This is a genomic window from Sulfurospirillum tamanense (genome assembly GCF_016937535.1).
Taxonomy (GTDB): domain Bacteria; phylum Campylobacterota; class Campylobacteria; order Campylobacterales; family Campylobacteraceae; genus Sulfurospirillum_B; species Sulfurospirillum_B tamanense.
In genome coordinates this window covers 1-21483 of sequence record NZ_JAFHKK010000024.1, presented here as the reverse complement: position 1 = coordinate 21483, position 21483 = coordinate 1, and the positions used below count along the sequence as shown (strand labels likewise).

Below are 21483 nucleotides of genomic sequence, written 5' to 3'. Positions count from 1 at the left end.
GATGAAGCAAATTGGAATAGTGATGATAGGATTAGTGTTGGGAGGATGCAGTATGCACGAACAAGCTCTAAACTCCAAGCAAATCCTTCCCAGTGCTTACAGCACCGAAGTGGCACAAGAAGAAAATGAAATCTCGCCTCAATGGTGGGAAAAATTTAATATCGATCCTTTAAATGCCCTTGTGGAAGAGGCCCTTGTTAATAACCACGATATTTTAATGGCCTATGAGCGGCTAGAACAAGCACGCACACAAGTGCGCATTGCTGAGGCAAATGTCCTCCCTTTTGCGCTCACAGCGCAGACTTCGGCCAGAGGGGTTAATGCAGATGGCGTATCAACGCGCAGTGAGGCTTCAAGCCTCTCTTTGAATGTGGCGTATGAGGTAGATTTTTGGGGAAAAGTAGCAGCACAAACCCGCATGGCACAAACCTCTTACATGGCAAGCCAATACGACTTAGACACGTTGCGTCTTTCTTTGAGTGCGAGTGTTGTGGAGTACTACTTGCGCCTAGCGGCACTGCAAAAGCGCGTGACACTCGCGAAAGAAAATGTCCAAATCGCACAACAGCTTTTAACGATTGTAACGCACAAAGAAGCGGAGGGTTTGGCGACACAAGTGGATATTAACCGCCAAAACTCCTCTTTGCTCCAAAACACAGTGGCCCTTGTGGCATTGCAAAGCCAAGCCAAGCAAACAGCTAATGCTTTGGCGTTGTTGGTAGGAAAAGCCCCGCAAGAGTTTGAAGTTCCCCTTGTCTCTTTTGATGAAATCACCCCTTTGCGTGTTGGGTCAGGGATTCCTTCGGAGCTTTTGGTCCGACGACCTGACATTGCTTCAATGATGGCCAAATTAAAAAACGCAGAAGATGCCATCATCGTGGCAAGCGCGCAACGCTTTCCTAGCTTCAAATTAACAGGCAACACGGGGCTTGCTAGTACCGCGTTGCTTTCTCTTTCCAACCCTTTGACAAGCGTTTTGGAGGGGGTTCTTGCGTACACGCTTTTTGATGGTGGTAACATAAAAGAGGCATTAAACGCGGCACGCTCTCGAGGCAACGAAGCATTATTGGCGTATGAAAAGACTATTCTTACAGCACTAAAAGAGGTAGAAGATGCTTTGCTGGACCAAGCTTTGAGCACCCAGCAGCTTGCGTTGCAAGAGGAGATTTTGGCACTTGAAAAAACAACTTTAGCCCAGTCTACTTTGCTGTACCAAGAGGGCGTGAGTGATTATGCCACCCTTTTGGATGCCCAACGCTCTTTTTACCAAGCCCAAGACCAGCGGGCAACCCAACTACTTTCCTTACTTAACGCAACCGTCACGCTCCATAAAGTCTTAGGGGGTGGATGGGAAAAGTAGGATTTGACGTTACATGTAAGCCCAAAATCCTTTACATGTAAAGGATTTTTACGCCTCTTGCGCCTTCTCTCTTAATTTGTCTTTTTTGCTTTTGCGCTTGCCCTTTACGGGCGCTTGGCCTTTTGGCGGGAGCGCACACGGCGTGGTGCTTTCAAATCCACTGATGGATTCAAGTGCCATGGAGGTGTGACAGCGCTTTTGAATGAGGGCAAAATGGGCGTGGTTTTCGGGGGTCACAAAGGTGATGCTCTCGCCCCCACGCCCCGCTCTAGCCGTCCTTCCCACACGGTGGATGTAATCCTCGGTGGAACGGGGAAGGTCAAAGTTTACAACGCATTCAATGCCTTTGATGTCCAGTCCGCGCGCGGCAATGTCGGTGGCAAAAAGCAGGGCCACCTTGTGGGTTTTGAACGCTTCTAGGGTTTGAACGCGCTCTTCTTGGGAGAGGTTTCCATGAAAAGAGGTGGTGTTAAAGCCATGTTTGTGAAATTTTGCCGCGATGTTATCGGCCGCTCTTTTATTGGACATAAAGACAAGCACTTGTGCCCATTTGTGGGTAGATAAGAGGTGACGCAAAAGTGGCCCACGGTTGTGCGCATCTACTTTGATGGCCCGCTGGATGAGCTCTTGGACGGTAGGAGCGCTCTCTTGGTTGACCCATAAAAAGTTGTCGCTAATAGTGCGTGCGAGGGTTTCCATAGAGGGAGGGTAGGATGCAGAAAAGAGCAGGTTTTGGCGAGCGCTTGGCAGGGCGTGAAGCAAGGATTCGAGGGCTTCACTAAAGCCAAGGCTCAACATTTTATCTGCTTCATCTAGCACCAACGTCTTTACATGGTAGAGGGAAATTTGCCCTTTTTGGAGGATTTCAAGCAAGCGTCCTGGTGTAGCTACGACCACATCACACCCTTGTTGCACCAAGCGCATCTGTTCTCCCAATCCTTCTCCACCGATGATGCTTACGACCCGCGGAGGCTGAGAAAGTGCGCTTCCAAAAAGAGAAAACGCCTGCGCCACTTGGACGGCAAGCTCGCGCGTGGGGGTGAGCACAAGGATGTTTGGGGCGCGGGTTTTTGGTGCGTTAGAAAGAGTATGCAAGAGGGGCAAGACAAAGCTGGCCGTTTTGCCACTACCTGTTTGGGCAAGGGCGATGATGTCCTTATTTTCAAGAACCAAAGGGATGACCTTGTGTTGAATGGGCGTGGGGGTTGTGAAGCCATTTTCCAAGAGGGAAGCGTTAAAAAGAGGTGAGAGTCCAAGAGTGCTAAAAGGCATAAAAGAAGTTCCTCGTGTGGTTTGGCGTATTGTAGCACACAACGCTTCTGGGGTGTGAATTTTTGGGCATATTGCGTCAATCTAAAATACCGAATATCTCTTTTTCATCCGAATCTCATATTGAGTCTGTTACAATAAAAGCATTTTAATCAACACAGGAGCGGCAAGCATGAAAATAGGGCTTTTTATCCCCTGTTATATGAATGAGTTGTATCCGGGTGCCTCGATGGCAACACTGGAACTGCTTGAAAAACAGGGACTTGAAGTGGAGTATCCACTAGAACAAACGTGCTGTGGGCAACCCATGGCCAACACGGGTTGCACTAAAGACATGGAAACGTTAGCACGACGTTTTGTGGATCTTTTTAAAAAGTACGATTATGTGGTAGGGCCAAGCGGAAGCTGTGTTTCCATGGTGCGCAACAATTACAACCAATTTTTAGCAGGCGACCCTGACTTTGAGCGCTTAAAAACCAGAACCTTTGAAATCTGCGAATTTTTGCACGACATCATTAAGCCTGAAACCTTCAATGTTTCCTTTCCCTATAAAGTAGGCTTACATAACAGCTGTCACTCTCACCGTGACGCAGGGCTTGGTGCACCCAGTGAGCGCAATATCCCCTACTTTAACAAACTCGAAGCCTTGCTTGCTAAAGTAAACGACATTGAGTTGGTTAAGCTAGGGCGCGTGGATGAGTGTTGCGGTTTTGGTGGCACCTTTGCCATTACTGAGAGTGCCATTTCAGCATTTATGGGCACAGACCGCATTGATGACCACCTAAAAGCAGGCGCAGAAATCATCACAGGGGCCGATTTGTCGTGTTTGATGCACATGGACGGACTTATCCGCCGTCAAGGCAAACCTTTACGAATTATTCACATTGTTCAGATTCTAAACGGAGGAGACCCCCATGGGACACCCAGAGTTAGCCGCTAAATTTACCCAAGACGTAGAGCGCACCCATTGGCATGATAAAGCGCTGTGGTTTGTGCGGGAAAAACGTGACCGCGCTAGTAAAAGCATTCCTGAGTGGGAGGCCTTGCGCCGCAAAGCCCAACAAATCAAAACCCACACCATGGAAAACCTCGATACCTACCTTGAGGCGTTTGAGAAAAACGCAAAGGCCAAGGGGATTCAGGTGCATTGGGCTAAAAATGCCGAAGAACACAACCGCATTACGCTTCAGATTTTGAACCTTCACAATGCCAAAAAGGTTGTCAAGAGTAAATCCATGCTCACGGAAGAGTGCCATCTTAACCCTTATCTGGAAGAGCAGGGCATCGAAGTCGTGGACACCGACCTTGGCGAACGCATCATTCAGTTTCGCAAAGAGCCGCCTTCACACATCGTGTTGCCTGCCATTCACCTCAAAAAAGAGGACGTAAGTAAAACCTTTCAAGAGCACATTGGCACAGAAGCGGGCAACAATGACCCCACCTACCTTACCCGCGCAGCGCGTGCGCACTTACGTGAGAAATTTTTAGGAGCAGATGTGGGTATCACGGGGGTGAACTATGCCATTGCTGACACGGGCGGCATTGTGGTGTGCACCAATGAGGGCAATGCGGATTTGGGCGCGACTATCCCCAAAGTACACATCGCCTCGATGGGGATTGAGAAAATCATCCCACGCCTCCAAGATTTGGCGGTCTTTACCCGCTTGTTGGCACGCAGTGCTACGGGGCAGCCCATCACATCGTATACTTCCCATTTTCACGGCCCAATCGAGGGCGGCGAGATGCATGTCATCATCGTTGACAATGGCCGTTCACCAATTTTGGGCTCCGAGCATTACTCCCAAGCCTTAAACTGCATTCGTTGTGGAGCGTGCATGAACACCTGTCCTGTGTACCGACGCAGTGGCGGGTTTAGCTACGAAGCGACTATCCCAGGTCCTATTGGCTCAACCTTGGAGCCTTGTAAAGATTTAGCTAAACACAAAACGTTGCCTTACGCGTGTTCGCTGTGTGCGTCGTGCTCTAATGTGTGTCCCATTCGCATTGACTTGCACCATCAGCTCTATTTTCACCGTCAAGACGTAGTTAAAGCGGGGCTTTTGGACAAGAAAAAAGAGCGGGCTTTAGGCTTTGCAGGGTGGCTGTTTCAGCACCCGAAAGTGTTAGATTTTTGTGGAAAAATGGCGCGTAAAGTGGTGCCACATTTGCCTAGATGGATGATGTATAGTTCCATGAACGCATGGGGAGAGCACCGCGAAATGATGGATTTTCCCGAAAAGAGTTTCAAAGAACTTTATGTTGAGCGTCAAAAAAGGAAACAATCATGAGCAGTAAAGAAACAATGCTTCAAAGCATTTGTCAGTACAAAAAACAAAGTAATACGCCGTTGCCTGAGCATGCTGGGTTTGCGACGATTATGTATGAAGATCTTTTTGAGCAATTCTCAACTGCCCTTACGAGTGTAGGGGGAAAGGCTGTTTTACTTGAAGATAAAACCCATTTAGACGACGCTATTCGTGCTATTGCTCAAGAGGCAGAACATATTGTGTGCAATGTGGAAGGGTGCGGACTGAGCAGTGATGATGGCTCCAAATACGCTACACCTCATGACGTGGCGCACGTTGATTTGGCCATCGTGCGTGGGGAGTTTGCTGTGGCAGAAAACGGTGCGGTGTGGCTAGATGCCGCTTCGGTGCGTCACCGCGCCCTTTACTTTTTGGCACAACATATTGTGATTGTAGTGGACAAAACGCAGTTAGTTTCTACTATGCACGAAGCGTATGAGCGCATTGGGTTTGACAAAGCGGGTTATGGGGTGTTTGTTTCGGGACCTTCAAAGACGGCAGACATTGAACAATCTTTGGTTATTGGAGCACACGGACCAAAATCGGGGTATGTCTTTTTGGTCTAGCCTTTACATGTAAGCCTTTACATGTAAAGGCTTACTCCCACTTGTTGCGTGGGGGCGTGTAAGCTTTTAGTTTTTCTAGCAGTATGTGCGGATCAGTTTCGCTAATGAGCATCTCACGGTGAATGCTCTGCAAAAATCCCTCTTCTTTCATGTGATTCAAAAAAGAAAACAAATGGGTGTAAAATCCACCAAAATCTAAAAACGCAATGGGTTTTTGGTGGTAGCCAAGCTGTGCCCATGTCCACGCTTCAAAAATCTCTTCGAGTGTTCCCACGCCTCCAGGAAGTGCCACGAACGCATCGGCGCGCGCTGCCATCATAGCTTTACGCTCGTGCATGTTGTTGACAATGTGCAGTTCACTAACACCCGTGTGGGCCAGCTCTTTTTGCTCCAAAGAATGGGGAATAACACCCATAACATGGCCTTTTCCTTCAAGCACACCATCGGCAACAGCGCCCATAAGCCCCACTCTTCCTCCGCCATAAACAAGCCCATGACCTCCTTTAGCGAGGATTTTTCCAAAAGCGTGCGCTTCTTTAGCGTATAGTGGGTTATGCCCACCGCTTGACCCGCAAAAAACAGCAATGTTCATGAGCGTTCCTTTCGTTTGAAGTTGATTTGAGTGATAAACACACCCAGAAAAATGACTCCTGCGGCAAAGAGTTGAGCGACATTAAGGGTTTCACCCAAAATAATAAAGGCCAAAATGACCACAAAGGCAGGGATGAGGTTGATAAACACTGAAGCCCTTGAAGCAGGAAGCTTGGTGAGAGAAAAGTTAAACAGCCCATAGCCCCCAAGGGTAACCACAACACCAAGGTATAAAATGGCAAGCATTCCTTCTAAACTCACCACAGGAAGCGTGCCTTGCCATTCCCAAAGGGCTAAAGGAAGGTAAAAAATAGCCCCCGCGAAGGCTTGGATGGCGGTAAGAAAAAGGGCTGAAAAACGTTTAGTGAGGTGTTTGATAATGATGGTGTAACCTGCTGCACAAAGCATGGCAAGAAGTTCAAGGGTGTTACCCAAGAGCGGGTTGGGTGCGTACGCTTCCACAGAAGCTTCAAGGCTGAGCCAAACAGCTCCCAAAATAGCCAAAGTTGACCCAATGAGCAGGTTTTTGGTGATGATTTCTTTGAGAAAAATTCCCGCGCCAATAGCTGCAAACAAAGGCATGGTGGAGGTGATGACGCCCGCTTGGGAGGCGGAGGTGTATTGCAAGGCTTTGATTTCAAAAATAAAATACAAACACGGCTCCAGTAGCACCATAGCTAGAAGGTATTTAATGTCTGAAGCAGTAAAGGAGAGCCCGCGGTAGTGTTTCCAAAACAGTAAAAACACCGCAGATGCTGCGACCATACGCCCAAAGATGATGCTCATGGGCCCCATTGTTCCTAGGGCAATTTTAAGAGCAATAAACGAGCTTGCCCAGATGAGTGTAGCGGTGACAACGGCAATAGTGCCGACGGTTTTGTTGCTAAGCGGTTTTCTCACAAAGATGCTTTCATGTTAAAATGGGAGTAAAATAAACGCGTATTATAGCCAAAGTGCTTTACATGTAAAGGAAAAATCATGCGGTATATTTTGTATGTGGTTATTTTGGGGATGGTGGCGTATCAGGTGTTTGTAAAACTCCAGTCTTTAAAAGAAGAACTTCCAAAAGAGACGCACATTTTGGCCTTTGGAGATAGCATTACATTTGGGACAGGGGCTAGTGTGGGGTACCCACAAAAACTAGCAATATTATCGGGTGTTAAGGTGACCAATGCAGGTATTCCAGGCGAAGTGAGTGCCCAAGGGTTAGCGCGTCTGGGCCAGCTGCTTGAAACAACGCGGCCTGATATTGTGATTCTTTGCCATGGTGGGAATGACATATTGCGCCGTATGGATTTAGCTCAAACCAAGGCTAATGTGCGCCAGATGATCGCGCTTGTGGAAGCCTCTGGCGCTAAAGCCGTGCTCGTAGGTGTACCTTTGTTTACGGGCATTCGCATTGTTACAGCAGACATTTACGATGCTCTTGCCAAAGAAACGGATGTGGTGTATGTGCCAAACGCACTCACTGATGTTATTAAAAATGGTGCGCTCAAAAGTGACCACGTACACCCTAATGATGAAGGGTATGCGCACTTAGCCCAGGTGCTCTACGAAGCGTTGTTGCGTGTAACTAACGCACAAGGGCTTTAAGGGCGTCTAATACCTCTGTTGCATAGCGCTGTGCCAAAGAGGCAATCTCCTCCTCCTCCAGTGTCAGCACCGCATCTTTTTGGGGAATGTTGTGGCGCAAGATGGCAAACTGGGTGCAAGTTTTGTACAGTGCTGGTGCATCGAGTTTGGTGAATTCTCTGAGAATATCCTTTGGCATGTGTTTGGGTTCAAGTTTGGCTAGAGAATCAGCCTTGGCCAAATAAGCTTCCAGTGTGGGTGTCATGGGTCTCCTTTGAAAAGTGCCATTTTACACAAGTGGGCTTTACATGTAAAGTGTATAAAAAAGTTACACATAAACTCCCATAAAATTATTAAAAATAACTTAAAATAGGTTTTTTGCGGGTTATTTTTAATAATTAGGCCAGAAATTCTTTTTTAAGAGGTATTTTTTAAACTATCTTCATAAAAATGTTACAAAAATACACTTAATTTCTAAAAATCTGTTTCTTTTTAACAATCTTCTCCCAATGCTACGCTAATGCTACGCCAAGGTTTTACTATGACTTTGTAAATTCAACAAAGGAGCCAGAATGAACCCAGAAGTTGCGCAAGCATACTGGAAAGAGAACATCTCAACCATTCTAAAACTTTTAGTAGTGTGGTTTGTGGTGTCGTTTGGATGCGGCATTATCTTCTTAGAAGAGCTCAATGCCATTGAGTTTGGTGGTTTTAAACTGGGCTTTTGGTTTGCCCAACAAGGCGCCATGTATGTCTTTGTTGTTCTTATCTTTGTGTATGCAAAGCTCATGGAACGCATCGAAGAAAAATACGACATCCACGAATAGGAGCAAGTAAATGGAACTTCAAACCTTAATCTACCTCTTTGTGGGCGCCTCTTTTGCGTTGTATATTGGCATTGCTATTTGGGCACGGGCGGGCTCAACGAAAGAGTTTTACGTCGCAGGCGGCGGGGTGCATCCTATCGCCAACGGCATGGCAACGGGCGCGGATTGGATGAGCGCGGCTTCGTTTATCTCCCTTGCGGGAATTGTTTCGTTCATCGGGAGCGACGGTTCAGCGTATTTGATGGGCTGGACAGGCGGTTATGTGCTTCTTGCCATGCTTTTAGCACCCTATTTGCGCAAATTTGGAAAGTTTACGGTACCAGACTTCGTCGGTGACCGCTACTACTCCGACGTGGCGCGCATGGTGGCGGTGGTGTGTGTTATCTTTATCTCCTTTACCTACGTTGCAGGGCAAATGCGCGGGGTTGGCATCGTCTTTTCACGCTTTTTGCAAGTGGACATTAACACGGGTGTTATCATCGGGATGGCTATCGTGTTTGTGTACGCGGTACTTGGAGGCATGAAGGGCATTACCTACACGCAAGTGGCGCAGTATTGTGTGATGATTTTTGCCTTTACGGTACCTGCTATTTTCCTTTCGTTACAAGTGACAGACACGTTCTTGCCTCAGCTTGGTTTTGGGTCTAAGATTGCCTTTGAATTTGACAATGGGGTGCAGATGATTGACAAGGGAACCTACCTCTTGCATGCTCTTGACCAGTCCATCCAAGACCTTGGGTTCGCGGCGTACACGTCAAGTATTTCAGGCACGTGGAATGTGTTTATGCTAACCACAGCACTCATGCTTGGTACAGCGGGATTGCCCCACGTTATCGTGCGTTTTTTTACCACGCCTACGGTAAAAGGTGCGCGTATTTCGGCAGGATGGGCGTTGCTGTTCATCGCCATTATGTATACCTCTATCCCCGCAGTCGCTGGGTTTGCACGGGTGAACCTCATTAAAAATGTCCAAAACGTGGAATACCAAGCCTTTACAGACGGCCAAGCTACCCATTTGGATGGCACTCCTAATCAAGGTGCGTGGTTTAAAACTTGGGAAAACTCGGGTCTTTTGGCGTGGAATGACCGCAATGGTGATGGCAAAATCCAATACGCTGCAGGCGAAGCTTTTAAGGGCAGACCTACTTTTACGGGGGAACGTGGTGTTTCTGGTGAGCGTTTGGCTTCCAATGGCGCTTCAAACCATACCGCAAGTGCTGAAGAAATGCGCGCAAGTGGCAAAATAGTGAATGAATTATATGTAGACAGGGATATTATCGTTTTGGCCAATCCAGAGATTGCAGGGCTTCCCAATTGGGTTATTGCCTTTATCGCTGCGGGCGGTTTGGCGGCGGCACTTTCTACAGCTGCTGGACTTTTGCTGGTTATCTCTACGTCCATTTCCCATGACCTTTTGGGTAAAGTACTCATGAAAGACAAGGTGACAGGGCGTTCTAAGATGAGCGAAAAAGCAGAACTTATGTCTGCGCGACTTGCGGCGGTAGTAGCTATCATCGTGGCAGGGTATTTGGGGATTCACCCTCCAGGTTTTGTAGCACAAGTGGTTGCTTTTGCCTTCGGTTTGGCAGCGGCTTCGTTCTTCCCGACCATCGTCATGGGTATCTTTTACAAACGCATGAACAAAGAAGGAGCGATTGCGGGCATGGCTACGGGCTTGACGTTCACTTTTGCGTATATCGTGTATTTCGTGTTCATGGGCGGCGATAAGGCCAATTATTTGTGGGGCATTGCGCCAACGGGTATTGGCACCATCGGGATGGTGTTGCATTTCATCGTGGCGTATGTGGTCGCACAGATGACACCACCACCCCCATCTCACATCCAAGAGCTTGTGGAAAGCATCCGCATCCCTCGCGGTGCAGGTGCGGCAAGCGCGCACTAGTGTTTGAATTCCGTGCGCGTCGCCGCGCACGGTTTTGCTTAAAACGTGTCATAATTATCCTTTACATGTAAGGAGTCCCATGAGCCTTCAAGACCAAGAAGCTTTTTTAAAATCCATTCACCCTTTTGGTTTGCTTACTCCCACTGAACTTGCTCGCGTGACTAACGCCATGAACATTGCTTATTACACAAAAGATACAGTGATGATTTCTCCGCAAAAAATTCCTGAATTTTTATATATCATCATTAAAGGAGAGGTGGGCGAATACCACGATAATGAACTGATCAAAATTTACCACAACCAAAACTCCTTTGACGCGGATGCGCTGCTGTATGGCAAAACCGAGGATACTTTTTTGGTGCACGAAGAACTGATTTGTTTTGAAATTAAAAAAGAGACTTTTCGTCAACTGCTGGAGAGTAATGGGGTATTTAAGGCCTATTTTCTCACAGACCTTGCCAATCGCATCCAATCGGCCAAACAAAAAGAGTATACCACGCAACTTTCAGGTTTTATGTTAGCACGCGTGTCAGATTCGTTCTTGCATAAAGCTTGTGTTGTTACTCCGCAAATGCCAATTTTAGGTGCTTTACATAAGATGGACAGCATGGATGCAAAGTGTATTCTTGTGGATGATGAGGGGGATTATGGGATTGTTACCGACAGCACCGTACGCAAGCGGCTAGTGTATGAAGGGTATGATAAACACGCTCCCATCGGGCCTATTGCCTTGCGGCCTATCATCAGCATTGAAGCGAATGATTTTTTATTTAATGCTTTGTTGTATTTGACTAAAAATGCCATTAAGCGCATTGTCGTAACAGACCATGGTAAGGTTGTTGGGGTTTTGGAACAGTTGGATTTACTCAGCTATTTTGCTAATCACACGTACTTGGTGTCTGTTCAAATTCGCAAAGCAAAAGATGTTGATGCGCTTAAGAAAGCAAGCCAAGATTTTGTGCACATCATCAAAAAACTCCACGCTAAAGGCACTAAGGTAGAGTATATTTCTCAGCTTATCAGTGAGCTTAATGAGCAAGTTTACCGTAAACTCTACGAGATGATGGTGCCCAAAGAGCTCCAGCAAAAGGCATGTTTGGTGGTTATGGGAAGTGAAGGCCGTAAAGAGCAGATGCTTAAAACAGACCAAGATAATGCGCTTATTATCGAAAATGAGGCCGATGCCCCAGCATTTAAAGAAGTGATGGAACGCTATACACAGACTTTGCTTGATTTTGGCTATCCTGCGTGCGAGGGAGGGATTATGGTTTCTAACCCTTACTGGCGCAAGTCATTCAAGGCCTTTAGGGTGGAGCTTGCCCGTTATTTGGAGAGTCCACGCAAGGACGATTACATGCATTTAGCCATTTTTTATGACGCTTTGGCAGTAGCGGGCAATAAAACATTACTGGCAAAACTTAAAGATAGTATTTACGAGCAGATGGCAGGAAAAGACATTTTTATGGCTAATTTTGCTAAAGCGGCGTTGTTGTTTGAGACGCCTATTAGCTTTTTTTCTAATCTCAAAGCCGATGAAAACCGCTTGGATGTGAAAAAAGGAGGGATTTTCCCCATCGTTCAAGGGGTGCGCTCTTTGGCGCTAGAGTACCACGTGGAAGAGACGGAGACCATCAGGCGTATTCATGCCCTAAAGTCAAAAAAGATCTTTGAAGAACACTTTGGAGACGCCCTTGTTGAAGCCTTTGATACGCTCATGAGTATGCGCCTTAAAGAACAACTTTTCTCAACCGAACGGGGCGAAACGCGGCACAATTTCATCCGCACCGACAAACTCAATCAGCTCGAAACTGAACTCCTTAAAGACAGTTTTAAAATCGTAGACCAGTTTAAACGTTTTTTAGTCCATCATTTTAAAATCAATATGGTGCAGTGATGTTTACACGCTTTTTTAAAGAGCGCAACAAAAAAAAGTTGCGCGACCCACGGTTTTTGTTCTTGTTTGACGACTCCTTTTCTGAGGATGAGTTTGTGGTGTTTGACACCGAAACCACTGGCTTGGACCCTAAAAAGGATGAGATCTTATCTATCGGGGCAGTGAAAATAAAAGGCAATAAAATCCTCGCCCAAGAAACCCTCTCTTTGTTGCTTCGGCCCAGCAAAGACATTGCCGCTAAGAGCATCACTATCCATCAGTTGCGCAACATCGACATGGTGGGGGCTTTGGCGCCCGAGGAAGCTTTGGAGCGGTTTTTGGCGTTCATTGGGCCCTTGCCTTTAGTGGGGTATTATCTGGAATTTGATGTGGCGATGGTGAACCGCTATCTTCAGCCTTGGCTTGGTATCAAGCTACCTAATGCTCAGATTGAAGTTTCAGGCATCTATCACGACAAAAAAATCAAAGCCATCCCTGATGGGGTAATTGACCTGCGTTTTGATACAATAATGCGGGAACTTGGATTGCCGATTTTTGGCAAGCACGACGCGGTAAATGATGCTATCATGACTGCGATGATGTTTGTAAAACTGCAAAACATTCAACGTCTTTAACGCAAGGAGTAGTGTATGCCAGTGATTGATGTGAGTGCTATTGAGTCTACCCCGTTGCAAGCGGGTGAGGGTGCACAGATGCAGATGATTATCTCCCCTAAAATGGCCCCCCATTTTGCCATGCGCAAGTTTACCATTGCCCCTGGCGGTTTTATGCCAAACCACACCAACAGCGTGGAGCACGAGCAGTACGTACTAGAGGGCTGTGCGAGCGTGGGGATTGGCAATGAAGTCTTTGAGGCTAAGGCGGGTGACGCGTTGTATGTGCCTGCGGGAATCCCCCACTGGTACCGCGTCAAGGGTGACGTGCCTTATGTGTTTTTGTGTATGGTGCCCAACCTTGAGGATGAGATTCGCCTGATAGGCTAAACTTTCTCGTAGTAGCTCAACCGCCCTTGGGTGACTTTGGTAAACAAGGGCGTACTGGGCACCAAATCTGCGTGGCCAGTGTAGAGTCTACCACCATTTTTTAGTAACTTGTGAAACCGCTCTACTGTTTTTTGTTTAAAAACATCATCAAAGTAAATCATCATATTTCTTGAAAAAATAATATCAAAAGGTTCTAGGCGTAAAAAAGCATCATCGAAAATGTTCAATACCTGAAAATCCACTCCTGCAAACCGTGAACGCACAATGGTGTATTCACCTGCGATTTTCATAAAATAGGTTGATTTTAACTCCTCATCAAGACGGTGCAAAGAGCGCTCACTAAAGATGCCTTTTTGAGCTTTTTGGATAGCTTCAGAGTTAATATCAATGCCTAAAATGCTTAATGTATAGGGTGCAAACCCGCTTTGGCTAGCAAGCATGGAAAGGGAGTAGACCTCTTCCCCTGAGGCACAAGGAGCACTCAATACACGTGCTTTTCCACCCCTTTCTTTCAACCAAGCTACGGCTGCTTCAAGCTGAATGGTTTCGCGGTAAAAATAGGTCTCATTAACAGTGATGAGATTGATGAGGTTTTGGCGCAAAGAGGCGTCTGCTTGAATTTTAGTAAACAAATCATCAAAGCCAATAAGTCCGTTGTTTTCACAAAATAAAATAAGCCGCTGCTTAAGTACCTCTTTTTTTGGGGTGAGGTTTACGCCGCTGTAGTGTTCAACATAATGAAGAAGGGCTTCAAGGTTACGCTCATCAAAAACAGGCTTAGGAGAAGAGGCTGGGGCATCTTGGGGTTCTTTAGACTTTTTTCTAAAAAAAAACATGGGTAAACCTTTCGATACGTTGCTTGATTTCTCCAAGAGGAAGCATCTCAAGCTCAGGAACAAGCTCTTTAGCGCGTTTTGGCATGCCGTAGACTACGGCGCTTTCTTCGTTTTCTCCAAGACACTTTGCTCCTGCTTTGTGAAGCTCTTGGATTCCTTTGGCGCCATCATGTCCAATGCCGGTGAGCAAAATAGCCAAAATATCTACTTTTTCACACAGCGGAACCGCCGAGAGAAACAAGTCATCAATACTGGGATTATACAAGGTTTGCGCAGGAGCCTCTTCAAAGGAGAGTCTTAGAGGTCGCGCGGTCTCAAGAAGGCAATTTTTTTCGCAAATATAAACACCACCTTGGTTTACATGTAAAGGTTCGTTGGCGCGTACAACAGGAACTTTGAGTTCCGCGCGAAATTGTTGTACAAAGCTTGGAATAAACACAGCGTTCATGTGTTGGGCAATGATGATGGGTGTGTTTAAGGTATTTGGCAATGCGTTTAAAAGTATTTTTAAGTGCCCAGGGCCTCCTGTGGAAGCCCCGATTAGGATGAGTTTTTCTTTCACGCTAGGTTCTGAATTCTGAGAGCTTACTGTTAAGCATTTCGGTCATTTTGTTAAGGTGTTCAGCGGCACTGGCAATCTCTTCTACACTTCTGGCATTTTCAGTAGAGAGGGTGTTGATGTGGGAAACCCCTTGGATAATCTCTTCTATTTCGTCGCCATTGGTAATGTAGCTTTGGGCTGTTTTGTCTGACATGGTGATAGCGTGGCGCATGGTGGTGTCCATGTGGGTGATTTTTTCTTTGACATTGCCTGCTACATGGGTGAGCTCTTCAACGCGTTTGGCATTGCGGGTCATTTGTTCACTCGAATCAGCAACAGCCTGGACAATGACGTTGATGGTTGCGTTGATTTCAATAAGGCTTTTTTGGGTGCGCTCGGCGAGTTTTCGCACTTCATCAGCTACAACTGCAAACCCACGCCCATGCTCTCCAGCACGTGCTGCTTCAATGGCGGCATTTAAGGCTAAAAGGTTGGTTTGATCGGCAATGTCATTAATGACGGTCAAAATCTCTTTGACTTGTTCGGCATCGTGGCTAAGTTGTTCGATTTTTCGCGCTAGCTCGATTTCAGTATGCGCACTTTCTTGAATTTGCTCGGTTAAATCCAAGATGGAAGTGCTAGCTTCTTGGACAAAGACACTGGCTTTTTCAAGTTCTGCTTTACCTTCTTTTGCCTCTTTAATAGAGCCTCGCATCTCTTTTTGCATGCTGGTGGCTTTTTGGGTGGTGTTGCCTACTAGTGTGGTGGAATCCTCAATGCGCTTGCCTGATTGCAAGGAAGTGGTGGAGAGTTCATGGGCCACAGAAGAGTTTTCACTTGAGAGTTGTTTTGCGTCACTAATGAGAATGCGTACTTTCTCGATAAACGCATTGATAGCCTCACTGGCACGGCTAATTTCGTCATTGCCATCAATGTCCAGTTTTCGAGTCAGGTCACCATCGCCGCTAGAAAGGTTTTGTGCTCGCTGAATGAGGTTTTTTAGAGGTGAAGTGATTTTGAGGCGAATGAGGAAAAGGCTAGACACGCCTATGATTAGAACCATTACCACACTAATGAGTGTAAAAAGAAAGAGCACTTTTTTGTTTTCTGCTGCTGTTTCTGCTGATAGTATGGCAACGTCTTTGTCGATATTGTCGATGTAAACGCCCGTGCCCATCATCCAACCATAGGGAGCAAAAGGGACGGCATAGCCCAGTTTTGGCAAAGGCTCTCCGTCTTTGATTTTTGGAAAATTATACAAAACAAAGTCTCCTCCACGCTTGGAAGCTTCAATAAGCTCTTTGACAAAAAACATTCCATCGCTGTCTTTGAGGCCAATGAGGTTTTTGCCCTCCAAAGAAGTGTTAACAGGGAGCATGATATTGGTGCCATCAGGACTGTAGACAAAAACATACCCACTATCATCCTCAAAAAAGCGAATATCGCGAATTTTGTGAAGGATAGCTGCTTTGGTCGCCTCTTCACTGCTGCCCCGTGCAGTCTCTTCTTCGTAGACCTTTTGCGCTACGGTTTGAATGATGCGCATCTCACTTTTAAGCTCATCTTTGCGGGCTTGAACCATTTTTTCATGATAATTTTGGGTAAAAAATGCAACAGATTCTTCCATGAAGTGGCGCGTTGTCAATCCAAGAAGTAGTGTTAAAAGAACCAAAGAGCCAATAATCATGGTAATAATGCGAGTAGAAAGGTTCATGGGGTGTCCTTTGCATAGAGAAACTTAGCACCATTATAACTAAAATGCACCATTTTTTTGTGGGGTTTTTGGGCGTTGAGAGGGTATTGGCGTTAGGTTTTGTAAGAAAACCCCAAAGTGTTACAGTTGGGAATGATTGGCGCCTAATCTTTTAAGGTGGTAGCAATAAAAAGAAACTCTTGCTCAAGATGCAAAAAAGCTTCAACAAGAGTGGGATCAAAATGTTTTCCTGATTGATCGCGAATGGTATCTATTGCCACTTGATGGGAAAAGGCTATTTTATAAACCCGAGGAGAGGTGAGGGCGTCGTACACATCAGCAATGGCCATAATACGTGCTGAGAGGGGAATTTCTTCACCTGATAATCCTCTAGGGTAGCCGCTGCCATTCCATTTTTCATGGTGACCCCCTGTGATTTCTCTGGCCGAAACAAGAAAATCAGTAGGGCCATTAATGCCAATGAGTTTGTCGATGATGGCCTCTCCAAAAGCGGCGTGTTGCTTCATGATTTCAAATTCTTCGGGAGTGAGTTTTCCCGGTTTTAGCAAAATATGGTCTCGAATGCCAACCTTTCCAATGTCGTGCAATGGTGCAGATTTAAACAAGAGCTGGGCGTAATCTTGGGTGACAAACTCGGCATATTTAGGAAGCGTTAAGAGATGTTGGCACAGAATTTTGACGTAGTGTTGCGTGCGTTTGATGTGTGCGCCTGTTTCGCCATCGCGGTATTCGGCCAGCGAACCCATGGCTTCAATGATGCTAGATTTTAGTAGCTCAATCTCTTGGGTGCGTCTGCTGACTTGCTCTTCGAGGCGGCATCGGTGAAGGGTGAGTTCAAGGTGGGTTTTGACCCGCATAAGCAATTCTTCGCCGTTGAAAGGCTTAGTAATGTAATCTACCCCGCCTGCTTCAAAGCCTTGTTTGACATCTTCTGCTTCGGCGCGCGCGGTTAAAAAGATAATGGGAATTTCCCGCAGTAGCGGATTTTTCTTTAGGGCTTTAGCGGTTTCAAAACCACCCATTTGGGGCATCATCACATCCATGAGGATGAGGTTTGGACGGGTTTTTTCGGCGCGTTCGAGGGCTTGAAGCCCATTGGTGGCGTAGACAACCTTTACATGTAAAGCTTGCAAGTGCCCCATGGCGACTTTAATGTTTTCAACAATATCATCCACAATCATAACAGTGCTTTCTTCAAATACCATCTTGAACCCTTTTTTCTAAGAATGCCACTATGGCTGTAAGTTTTGTTTCGAGTGCGTCTATGTCGATATCTTCTAATCCAAGTTCTAAGTTTTCAATCAATGCTTCGTTGCCAGGCGTTTCTTTTAGAAGAAGTATTAACTCCTCGATAATATCAAAATCCCCACTATTAAGCGCCTCTTTAGCCTTGGCCAACAAAGGAGGAAGGGCGGCCGTTGAGACGGCGAGTAAGGTGTTGTTTTGCGCGGTTAAGGGTGCGCAAGGCAGTGCTTTTTTTTCATGGGGAAGAAAGTCCATCAAGAGTGTTTCAAGCTCGGCAATGTCGATAGGTTTGGGAATAAACCCATCAAACGTGCCGTTTTTGGCCTCATCCTCCTCCCCCAAAACCGAAGCAGAGACGGCGATGATGGGAATGTGAGCAGTGATTGCATTGGCGCGGATGGCTTTTGCGGCGGTGCATCCATCTACTTGGGGCATTTTAATATCCATTAAAATAAGGTTCGGCCGCTCTTCTTCGGCCAGATGAATGGCCTCTTCCCCTGAAGCACTTAAAATAGTGCTAAGGCCGTATGTTTCTAAAATATCTCCAAGCAATTCTAAGTTTTCTTCAATATCATCAACAACCAACACGCAGGCCTCGTGAAAATGTAAACTGTGGGTTTGTTTAGAGCGTGAGGGAAGGCTGGCGGCTACTTCCACATGGGTGAGCGTCAGAGTGAATGTTGAGCCTTTTTTGGGCGCACTTTTTACGCGAATAACACCTCCCATAAGCTCCGCAAATTTTTTTGAAATAGCTAGTCCAAGTCCCGTGCCACCGTAGGTTCTGCCATTTAGCCCACTTTGTTGTTCAAACATACCAAAGATTTTTTCTTGCTCCTCTTCAAGGATGCCAATGCCTGTATCTTCGACCTTTACATGTAAATCAACAGTGCTATCTCTTTGGGGGTTTGGGGTGGCACTAAAGCAGACTTTTACACCGCCCTCGTGGGTAAATTTTACGGCATTTCCGATGAGATTGACGAGGATTTGACGCACGCGCAATTCATCAAAAATCAAAGCCTTAGGCGTGTTTTGGTGCACGATGGTTTCAAAGTAGATAGTTTTGTGTTTAGCTCGCAAGGAAAAAATAGCTTGCAAATCTTCTGCTAGTGAGGTGACGTTGACAATTTCGCGTTTGATTTCAACCTTTCCTGCTTCGATTTTTGACAGATCTAAAATATCGTTAATGAGTCCAACGAGAGCCTTGGCGGATTTTTGAATGGTTTGAATGTTGTGTAGGGCTTTTGGTGGCAAATCCATCTTGGCGGTAAGGTCTGCAAACCCAATAACCGCGTTCATGGGCGTGCGAATTTCATGGCTCATGTTAGAGAGAAATTCACTCTTGGCTTGATTGGCTTTTTCTGCCCGCAGTTGCGCTTGAAAGAGCTGCTCCTCGATTTTTTTGCGATGGAGAATTTCAGCGTGCAAGCGGCGGTTCCAGTAGACAATAAAAGCAATAATAAAACTGAAGATTAAGACCGCTTTCCATGCTAGCGAATAGTCAATTGACCCTTGGATTTCCATATGAACCCAAGGGTCAATGAGCCGGTTGATGGTTTCTTTTGGCGTGGTGTCAATGACATAATTGAGTGCCTCAACAAGTTCAGGCCAATCTTTACGCACACCAAAACTCAAAGCATACACCTCTCCTGTTTGGCCAAGAAGCTTAAGGTTTGTAATTCCTTCGGCGCGAATAGTGTAATTCATGGCAGCTAAACCGTCGAAAAAATAGTCCACTTCGCCTTGACTAAGCGCAATAAGACCGCTTTTTAAATCGGGAAAAAAACGCGGAATAACCTGGGGGTACTTTTGGGTCAAAATATCCCCCGTAACGTAGCCGTTAACTACACCAACATTTTTGCCTCGTAGCTCATCTAAAGAATCAATCAGTTTTTCATCAAACCTTCCTAGAATCATCAACGGCATGGTTAGGTAGGGGTTCGTGAAGAGCATTTTTTTGGCGCGCTCTTCGTTGTTAACAATGCCTGAAATCACATCGATTTTTTGGGTTTGAATGGCTTCAATGTGCTCTTTCCATACAGGCGCGCTTACAAGTAGAGGTGTGATGCCTAGTGATTGGGTTAGTATATAATCAACAACCTCTTGCACAACCCCTTTGTGGTGACCCTGTTCATCTAAAAACTCAAAAGGCGGCCAGCTGGTATCAATGCCAAGTTTTAGTGTGTGTAGGTTTGATAAAAATTGTTGCACTTGGGGGCGAATCAGAAGCTGTCTAGAGAGGCTTGGTGCCAAAGTATCGCCTAGCCATTTTTGCTGTAAGCTTAAAAGGGTTTGAGGGGGGATGGTATGCAATGTTTTGTCTAAAATGGTGCGCAAAAGAGGAAACTCTTTGTGTACGCCAATGTGATAATCAACCAAAGGGGCGTGGGGAATTTTTAGAGGAAGTGAGGCTTTAAACTCAGTGGAAAAATAACGGTTAAGATAATAATGCAAAACAGGTTGAATGTCTAAATAAGCATCAATTTCTCCCTCTAGCAACCCTTTAAATGCCTCTTGAATGGAAGAAAAAGTCACAAGGGTGATGCGCGGATGTTCTTGTTGAATGTAAGGAATATACCAATACTCAGCAATAGCACCTACTTTTTTGCCAACAAGCTGTTCAAAAGAGACCACTTGTTGTGCATTTTTTGGTAAGGCAAGGGCGAGGTTGGCTTGAAGGATGGGTGTTCCAAAAAGCGCAAAGGCTTCACGTTCTTTTGTGGGAGCAACCATGGAAAGAGCAGGAATTTCTCCTTTTTCAAACAAGGCAAAGGTTTGGCTCCATTGTGCTTTTGAAACGAGTGTAAAGCGGACGCCAAGGCGTTCTTCAAGGAGGCGCAAGACATCCATGGAGTAGCCTTGTTGAATACCGTTTTCTTGAAATTCAAAAGGTGGCCATTGAAAATCTACGCCAATGGGAATGGTGGGATTTTGTGCTAAAAAACTTTGTTCTTCGGGGGTTAAAAAATCAAGAGAAAAAGCGGTTGATTCGCGCATGCTATTACGCGCATGTTCTGTGTGAAGTAAGCTAAATAACACAACTAAAAAAAGTAAAACCCTCATGTAGACCCTTTTGCACGGTTGGTGCAAGATGACTAAAAAGGAAGCCTGCGGCAACAACAAGCATTGGCGTTCTTGCTAATCCTGTTTTGCAAGAACTTTGTTTACATGTAAAGCATTGTAGCTCATTTTATCTTTGTAGTAAATCCACTAAAGCACGTTACTAAAATTGGGCTATCTCTTCGTTTTGGTATTTTTTAAGGTCACTGTAGGCGCTTTGGTATAAAAGTGCCTCATCCATGTAAGACCCCGGAAACATAAATGCTCTGCCATTTTGAATGGTGAGTTTCAAGGGTTTTTCCCCTGCAAAAAGGGTGATATCTTTGAGTCGATCTTGGGTTTTTGCGTGGGTTTGGTTTGCTTCCTTGTAAACATCAAACCAAAAAACCATGCAAAAAGTAAAGGCATTCATACGAAAAAGCATCCCACTGGGGTGGGTGAGCTGACCTTGAAGCACCAATGCGACTGCCTTGACCGCCTCATTAGACTGGGCTACACCGTAAGTGGTTTCGATGGCATGAAGGTTAGATAATTCAAAAAGAAACAAGGCAACACCCGCGTGTTCCCTGCGCGCTCTGCGAATGTGTAAAGGGACTAAAACATTGTAAAAAGTGCTTGAAAATAGTCCTGTTGTAGCGTCAAGGTATTCCAAAAGAGAGTCTTCTTTATGTTTTGGTTCGTCGATTCTAAGGTGCCATCCGCCTAACAATTCAGGGTTACCGTTAATATCACGCTTTAATATGCCACCGCACGAATGAATCCAAATCCATTCGCCATTTTTATGGCGCATGCGCATGTGCACGTGATAAAAAGGCTCTG

Annotated in this window: 20 protein-coding genes; 10 read left to right on the top strand and 10 right to left on the bottom strand. The window is 45.9% G+C overall.

Annotated features, from left to right (window positions below):
* Position 1 precedes the first annotated feature (1 nt).
* Complete coding sequence (locus tag JWV37_RS09950; RefSeq protein WP_205459652.1) at positions 2–1360, top strand: efflux transporter outer membrane subunit; 1359 nt, start codon at positions 2–4, stop codon at positions 1358–1360.
* A 48-nt stretch (positions 1361–1408) separates the two neighbouring features.
* On the opposite strand, the gene JWV37_RS09945 is transcribed toward JWV37_RS09950, so the two are convergent.
* Complete coding sequence (locus JWV37_RS09945) at positions 1409–2632, bottom strand: DEAD/DEAH box helicase (protein WP_205459651.1); 1224 nt, start codon at positions 2630–2632, stop codon at positions 1409–1411.
* A 169-nt stretch (positions 2633–2801) separates the two neighbouring features.
* Here JWV37_RS09945 and JWV37_RS09940 point away from each other — a divergent pair, with 169 nt between their 5' ends.
* From JWV37_RS09940 to JWV37_RS09930, 3 genes are read left to right on the top strand one after another with little or no spacing between them, the layout of a single operon-like run.
* Positions 2802–3569, top strand: a complete 768-nt coding sequence (locus tag JWV37_RS09940) for a (Fe-S)-binding protein (RefSeq protein WP_205459650.1) — start codon at positions 2802–2804, stop codon at positions 3567–3569.
* Complete coding sequence (locus JWV37_RS09935) at positions 3544–4917, top strand: lactate utilization protein B (protein ID WP_205459649.1); 1374 nt, start codon at positions 3544–3546, stop codon at positions 4915–4917. Before JWV37_RS09940 ends, JWV37_RS09935 begins: the two co-directional genes overlap by 26 nt.
* Positions 4914–5501 carry a LutC/YkgG family protein gene (locus tag JWV37_RS09930; protein ID WP_205459648.1) on the top strand — a complete coding sequence of 196 codons (588 nt, stop codon included), beginning with the start codon at positions 4914–4916 and terminating at the stop codon, positions 5499–5501. Before JWV37_RS09935 ends, JWV37_RS09930 begins: the two co-directional genes overlap by 4 nt.
* A gap of 31 nt (positions 5502–5532) precedes the next feature.
* Here JWV37_RS09930 and JWV37_RS09925 read toward each other — a convergent pair whose 3' ends face one another.
* Both JWV37_RS09925 and JWV37_RS12940 read right to left on the bottom strand, forming a co-directional pair.
* Positions 5533–6093, bottom strand: a complete 561-nt coding sequence (locus tag JWV37_RS09925) for an LOG family protein (protein WP_205459647.1) — start codon at positions 6091–6093, stop codon at positions 5533–5535.
* Positions 6090–6992, bottom strand: a complete 903-nt coding sequence (locus JWV37_RS12940; protein WP_205459646.1) for a DMT family transporter — start codon at positions 6990–6992, stop codon at positions 6090–6092. The genes JWV37_RS09925 and JWV37_RS12940 overlap by 4 nt, the downstream gene beginning before the upstream one ends.
* 78 nt (positions 6993–7070) lie before the next feature.
* On the opposite strand from JWV37_RS12940, the gene JWV37_RS09915 reads away from it, so the two are divergent.
* The gene (locus JWV37_RS09915) at positions 7071–7685 is read left to right on the top strand and encodes a GDSL-type esterase/lipase family protein (protein WP_205459645.1); all 615 of its coding nucleotides are present in this window, start codon (positions 7071–7073) and stop codon (positions 7683–7685) included.
* On the opposite strand, the gene JWV37_RS09910 is transcribed toward JWV37_RS09915, so the two are convergent.
* Entirely contained in the window at positions 7666–7929 is a 264-nt protein-coding gene (locus tag JWV37_RS09910; RefSeq protein WP_205459644.1) for a hypothetical protein, read from the bottom strand. The two genes, JWV37_RS09915 and JWV37_RS09910, sit on opposite strands and share 20 nt — an antisense overlap.
* Before the next feature lie 307 nt (positions 7930–8236).
* On the opposite strand from JWV37_RS09910, the gene JWV37_RS09905 reads away from it, so the two are divergent.
* The 5 genes from JWV37_RS09905 to JWV37_RS09885 all read left to right on the top strand — a co-directional run bounded on the left by JWV37_RS09905 (position 8237) and on the right by JWV37_RS09885 (position 13271).
* Complete coding sequence (locus tag JWV37_RS09905; RefSeq protein ID WP_205459643.1) at positions 8237–8491, top strand: DUF4212 domain-containing protein; 255 nt, start codon at positions 8237–8239, stop codon at positions 8489–8491.
* A 10-nt stretch (positions 8492–8501) separates the two neighbouring features.
* Positions 8502–10394 carry a sodium:solute symporter family protein gene (locus JWV37_RS09900; RefSeq protein WP_205459642.1) on the top strand — a complete coding sequence of 631 codons (1893 nt, stop codon included), beginning with the start codon at positions 8502–8504 and terminating at the stop codon, positions 10392–10394.
* Between the two features lie 79 nt (positions 10395–10473).
* Complete coding sequence (locus JWV37_RS09895) at positions 10474–12288, top strand: DUF294 nucleotidyltransferase-like domain-containing protein (RefSeq protein WP_205459641.1); 1815 nt, start codon at positions 10474–10476, stop codon at positions 12286–12288.
* Positions 12288–12902 carry a 3'-5' exonuclease gene (locus JWV37_RS09890; protein WP_205459640.1) on the top strand — a complete coding sequence of 205 codons (615 nt, stop codon included), beginning with the start codon at positions 12288–12290 and terminating at the stop codon, positions 12900–12902. Before JWV37_RS09895 ends, JWV37_RS09890 begins: the two co-directional genes overlap by 1 nt.
* Positions 12903–12917: 15 nt before the next feature.
* A complete protein-coding gene (locus JWV37_RS09885) occupies positions 12918–13271 on the top strand; it encodes a cupin domain-containing protein (RefSeq protein WP_205459639.1) in 354 nt (117 codons plus the stop codon).
* Here the strand turns inward: JWV37_RS09885 and JWV37_RS09880 are convergent.
* From JWV37_RS09880 to JWV37_RS09855, 6 genes are all read right to left on the bottom strand, one after another.
* Entirely contained in the window at positions 13268–14107 is an 840-nt protein-coding gene (locus JWV37_RS09880) for a CheR family methyltransferase (protein ID WP_205459638.1), read from the bottom strand. The genes JWV37_RS09885 and JWV37_RS09880 overlap by 4 nt on opposite strands.
* Positions 14094–14669: a CheB methylesterase domain-containing protein gene (locus tag JWV37_RS09875; RefSeq protein WP_205459637.1), complete on the bottom strand. Its 576-nt coding sequence runs from the start codon at positions 14667–14669 to the stop codon at positions 14094–14096. The genes JWV37_RS09880 and JWV37_RS09875 overlap by 14 nt, the downstream gene beginning before the upstream one ends.
* A 1-nt stretch (position 14670) precedes the next feature.
* Positions 14671–16362 carry a methyl-accepting chemotaxis protein gene (locus JWV37_RS09870; RefSeq protein ID WP_205459636.1) on the bottom strand — a complete coding sequence of 564 codons (1692 nt, stop codon included), beginning with the start codon at positions 16360–16362 and terminating at the stop codon, positions 14671–14673.
* 143 nt (positions 16363–16505) lie between these two features.
* Entirely contained in the window at positions 16506–17567 is a 1062-nt protein-coding gene (locus tag JWV37_RS09865) for a response regulator (protein ID WP_205459635.1), read from the bottom strand.
* Entirely contained in the window at positions 17557–20601 is a 3045-nt protein-coding gene (locus JWV37_RS09860; protein ID WP_205459634.1) for a transporter substrate-binding domain-containing protein, read from the bottom strand. The genes JWV37_RS09865 and JWV37_RS09860 overlap by 11 nt, the downstream gene beginning before the upstream one ends.
* 226 nt (positions 20602–20827) lie before the next feature.
* On the bottom strand, positions 20828–21483 hold a 656-nt coding region (locus JWV37_RS09855), incomplete at its 5' end, for a diguanylate cyclase domain-containing protein (protein WP_205459633.1).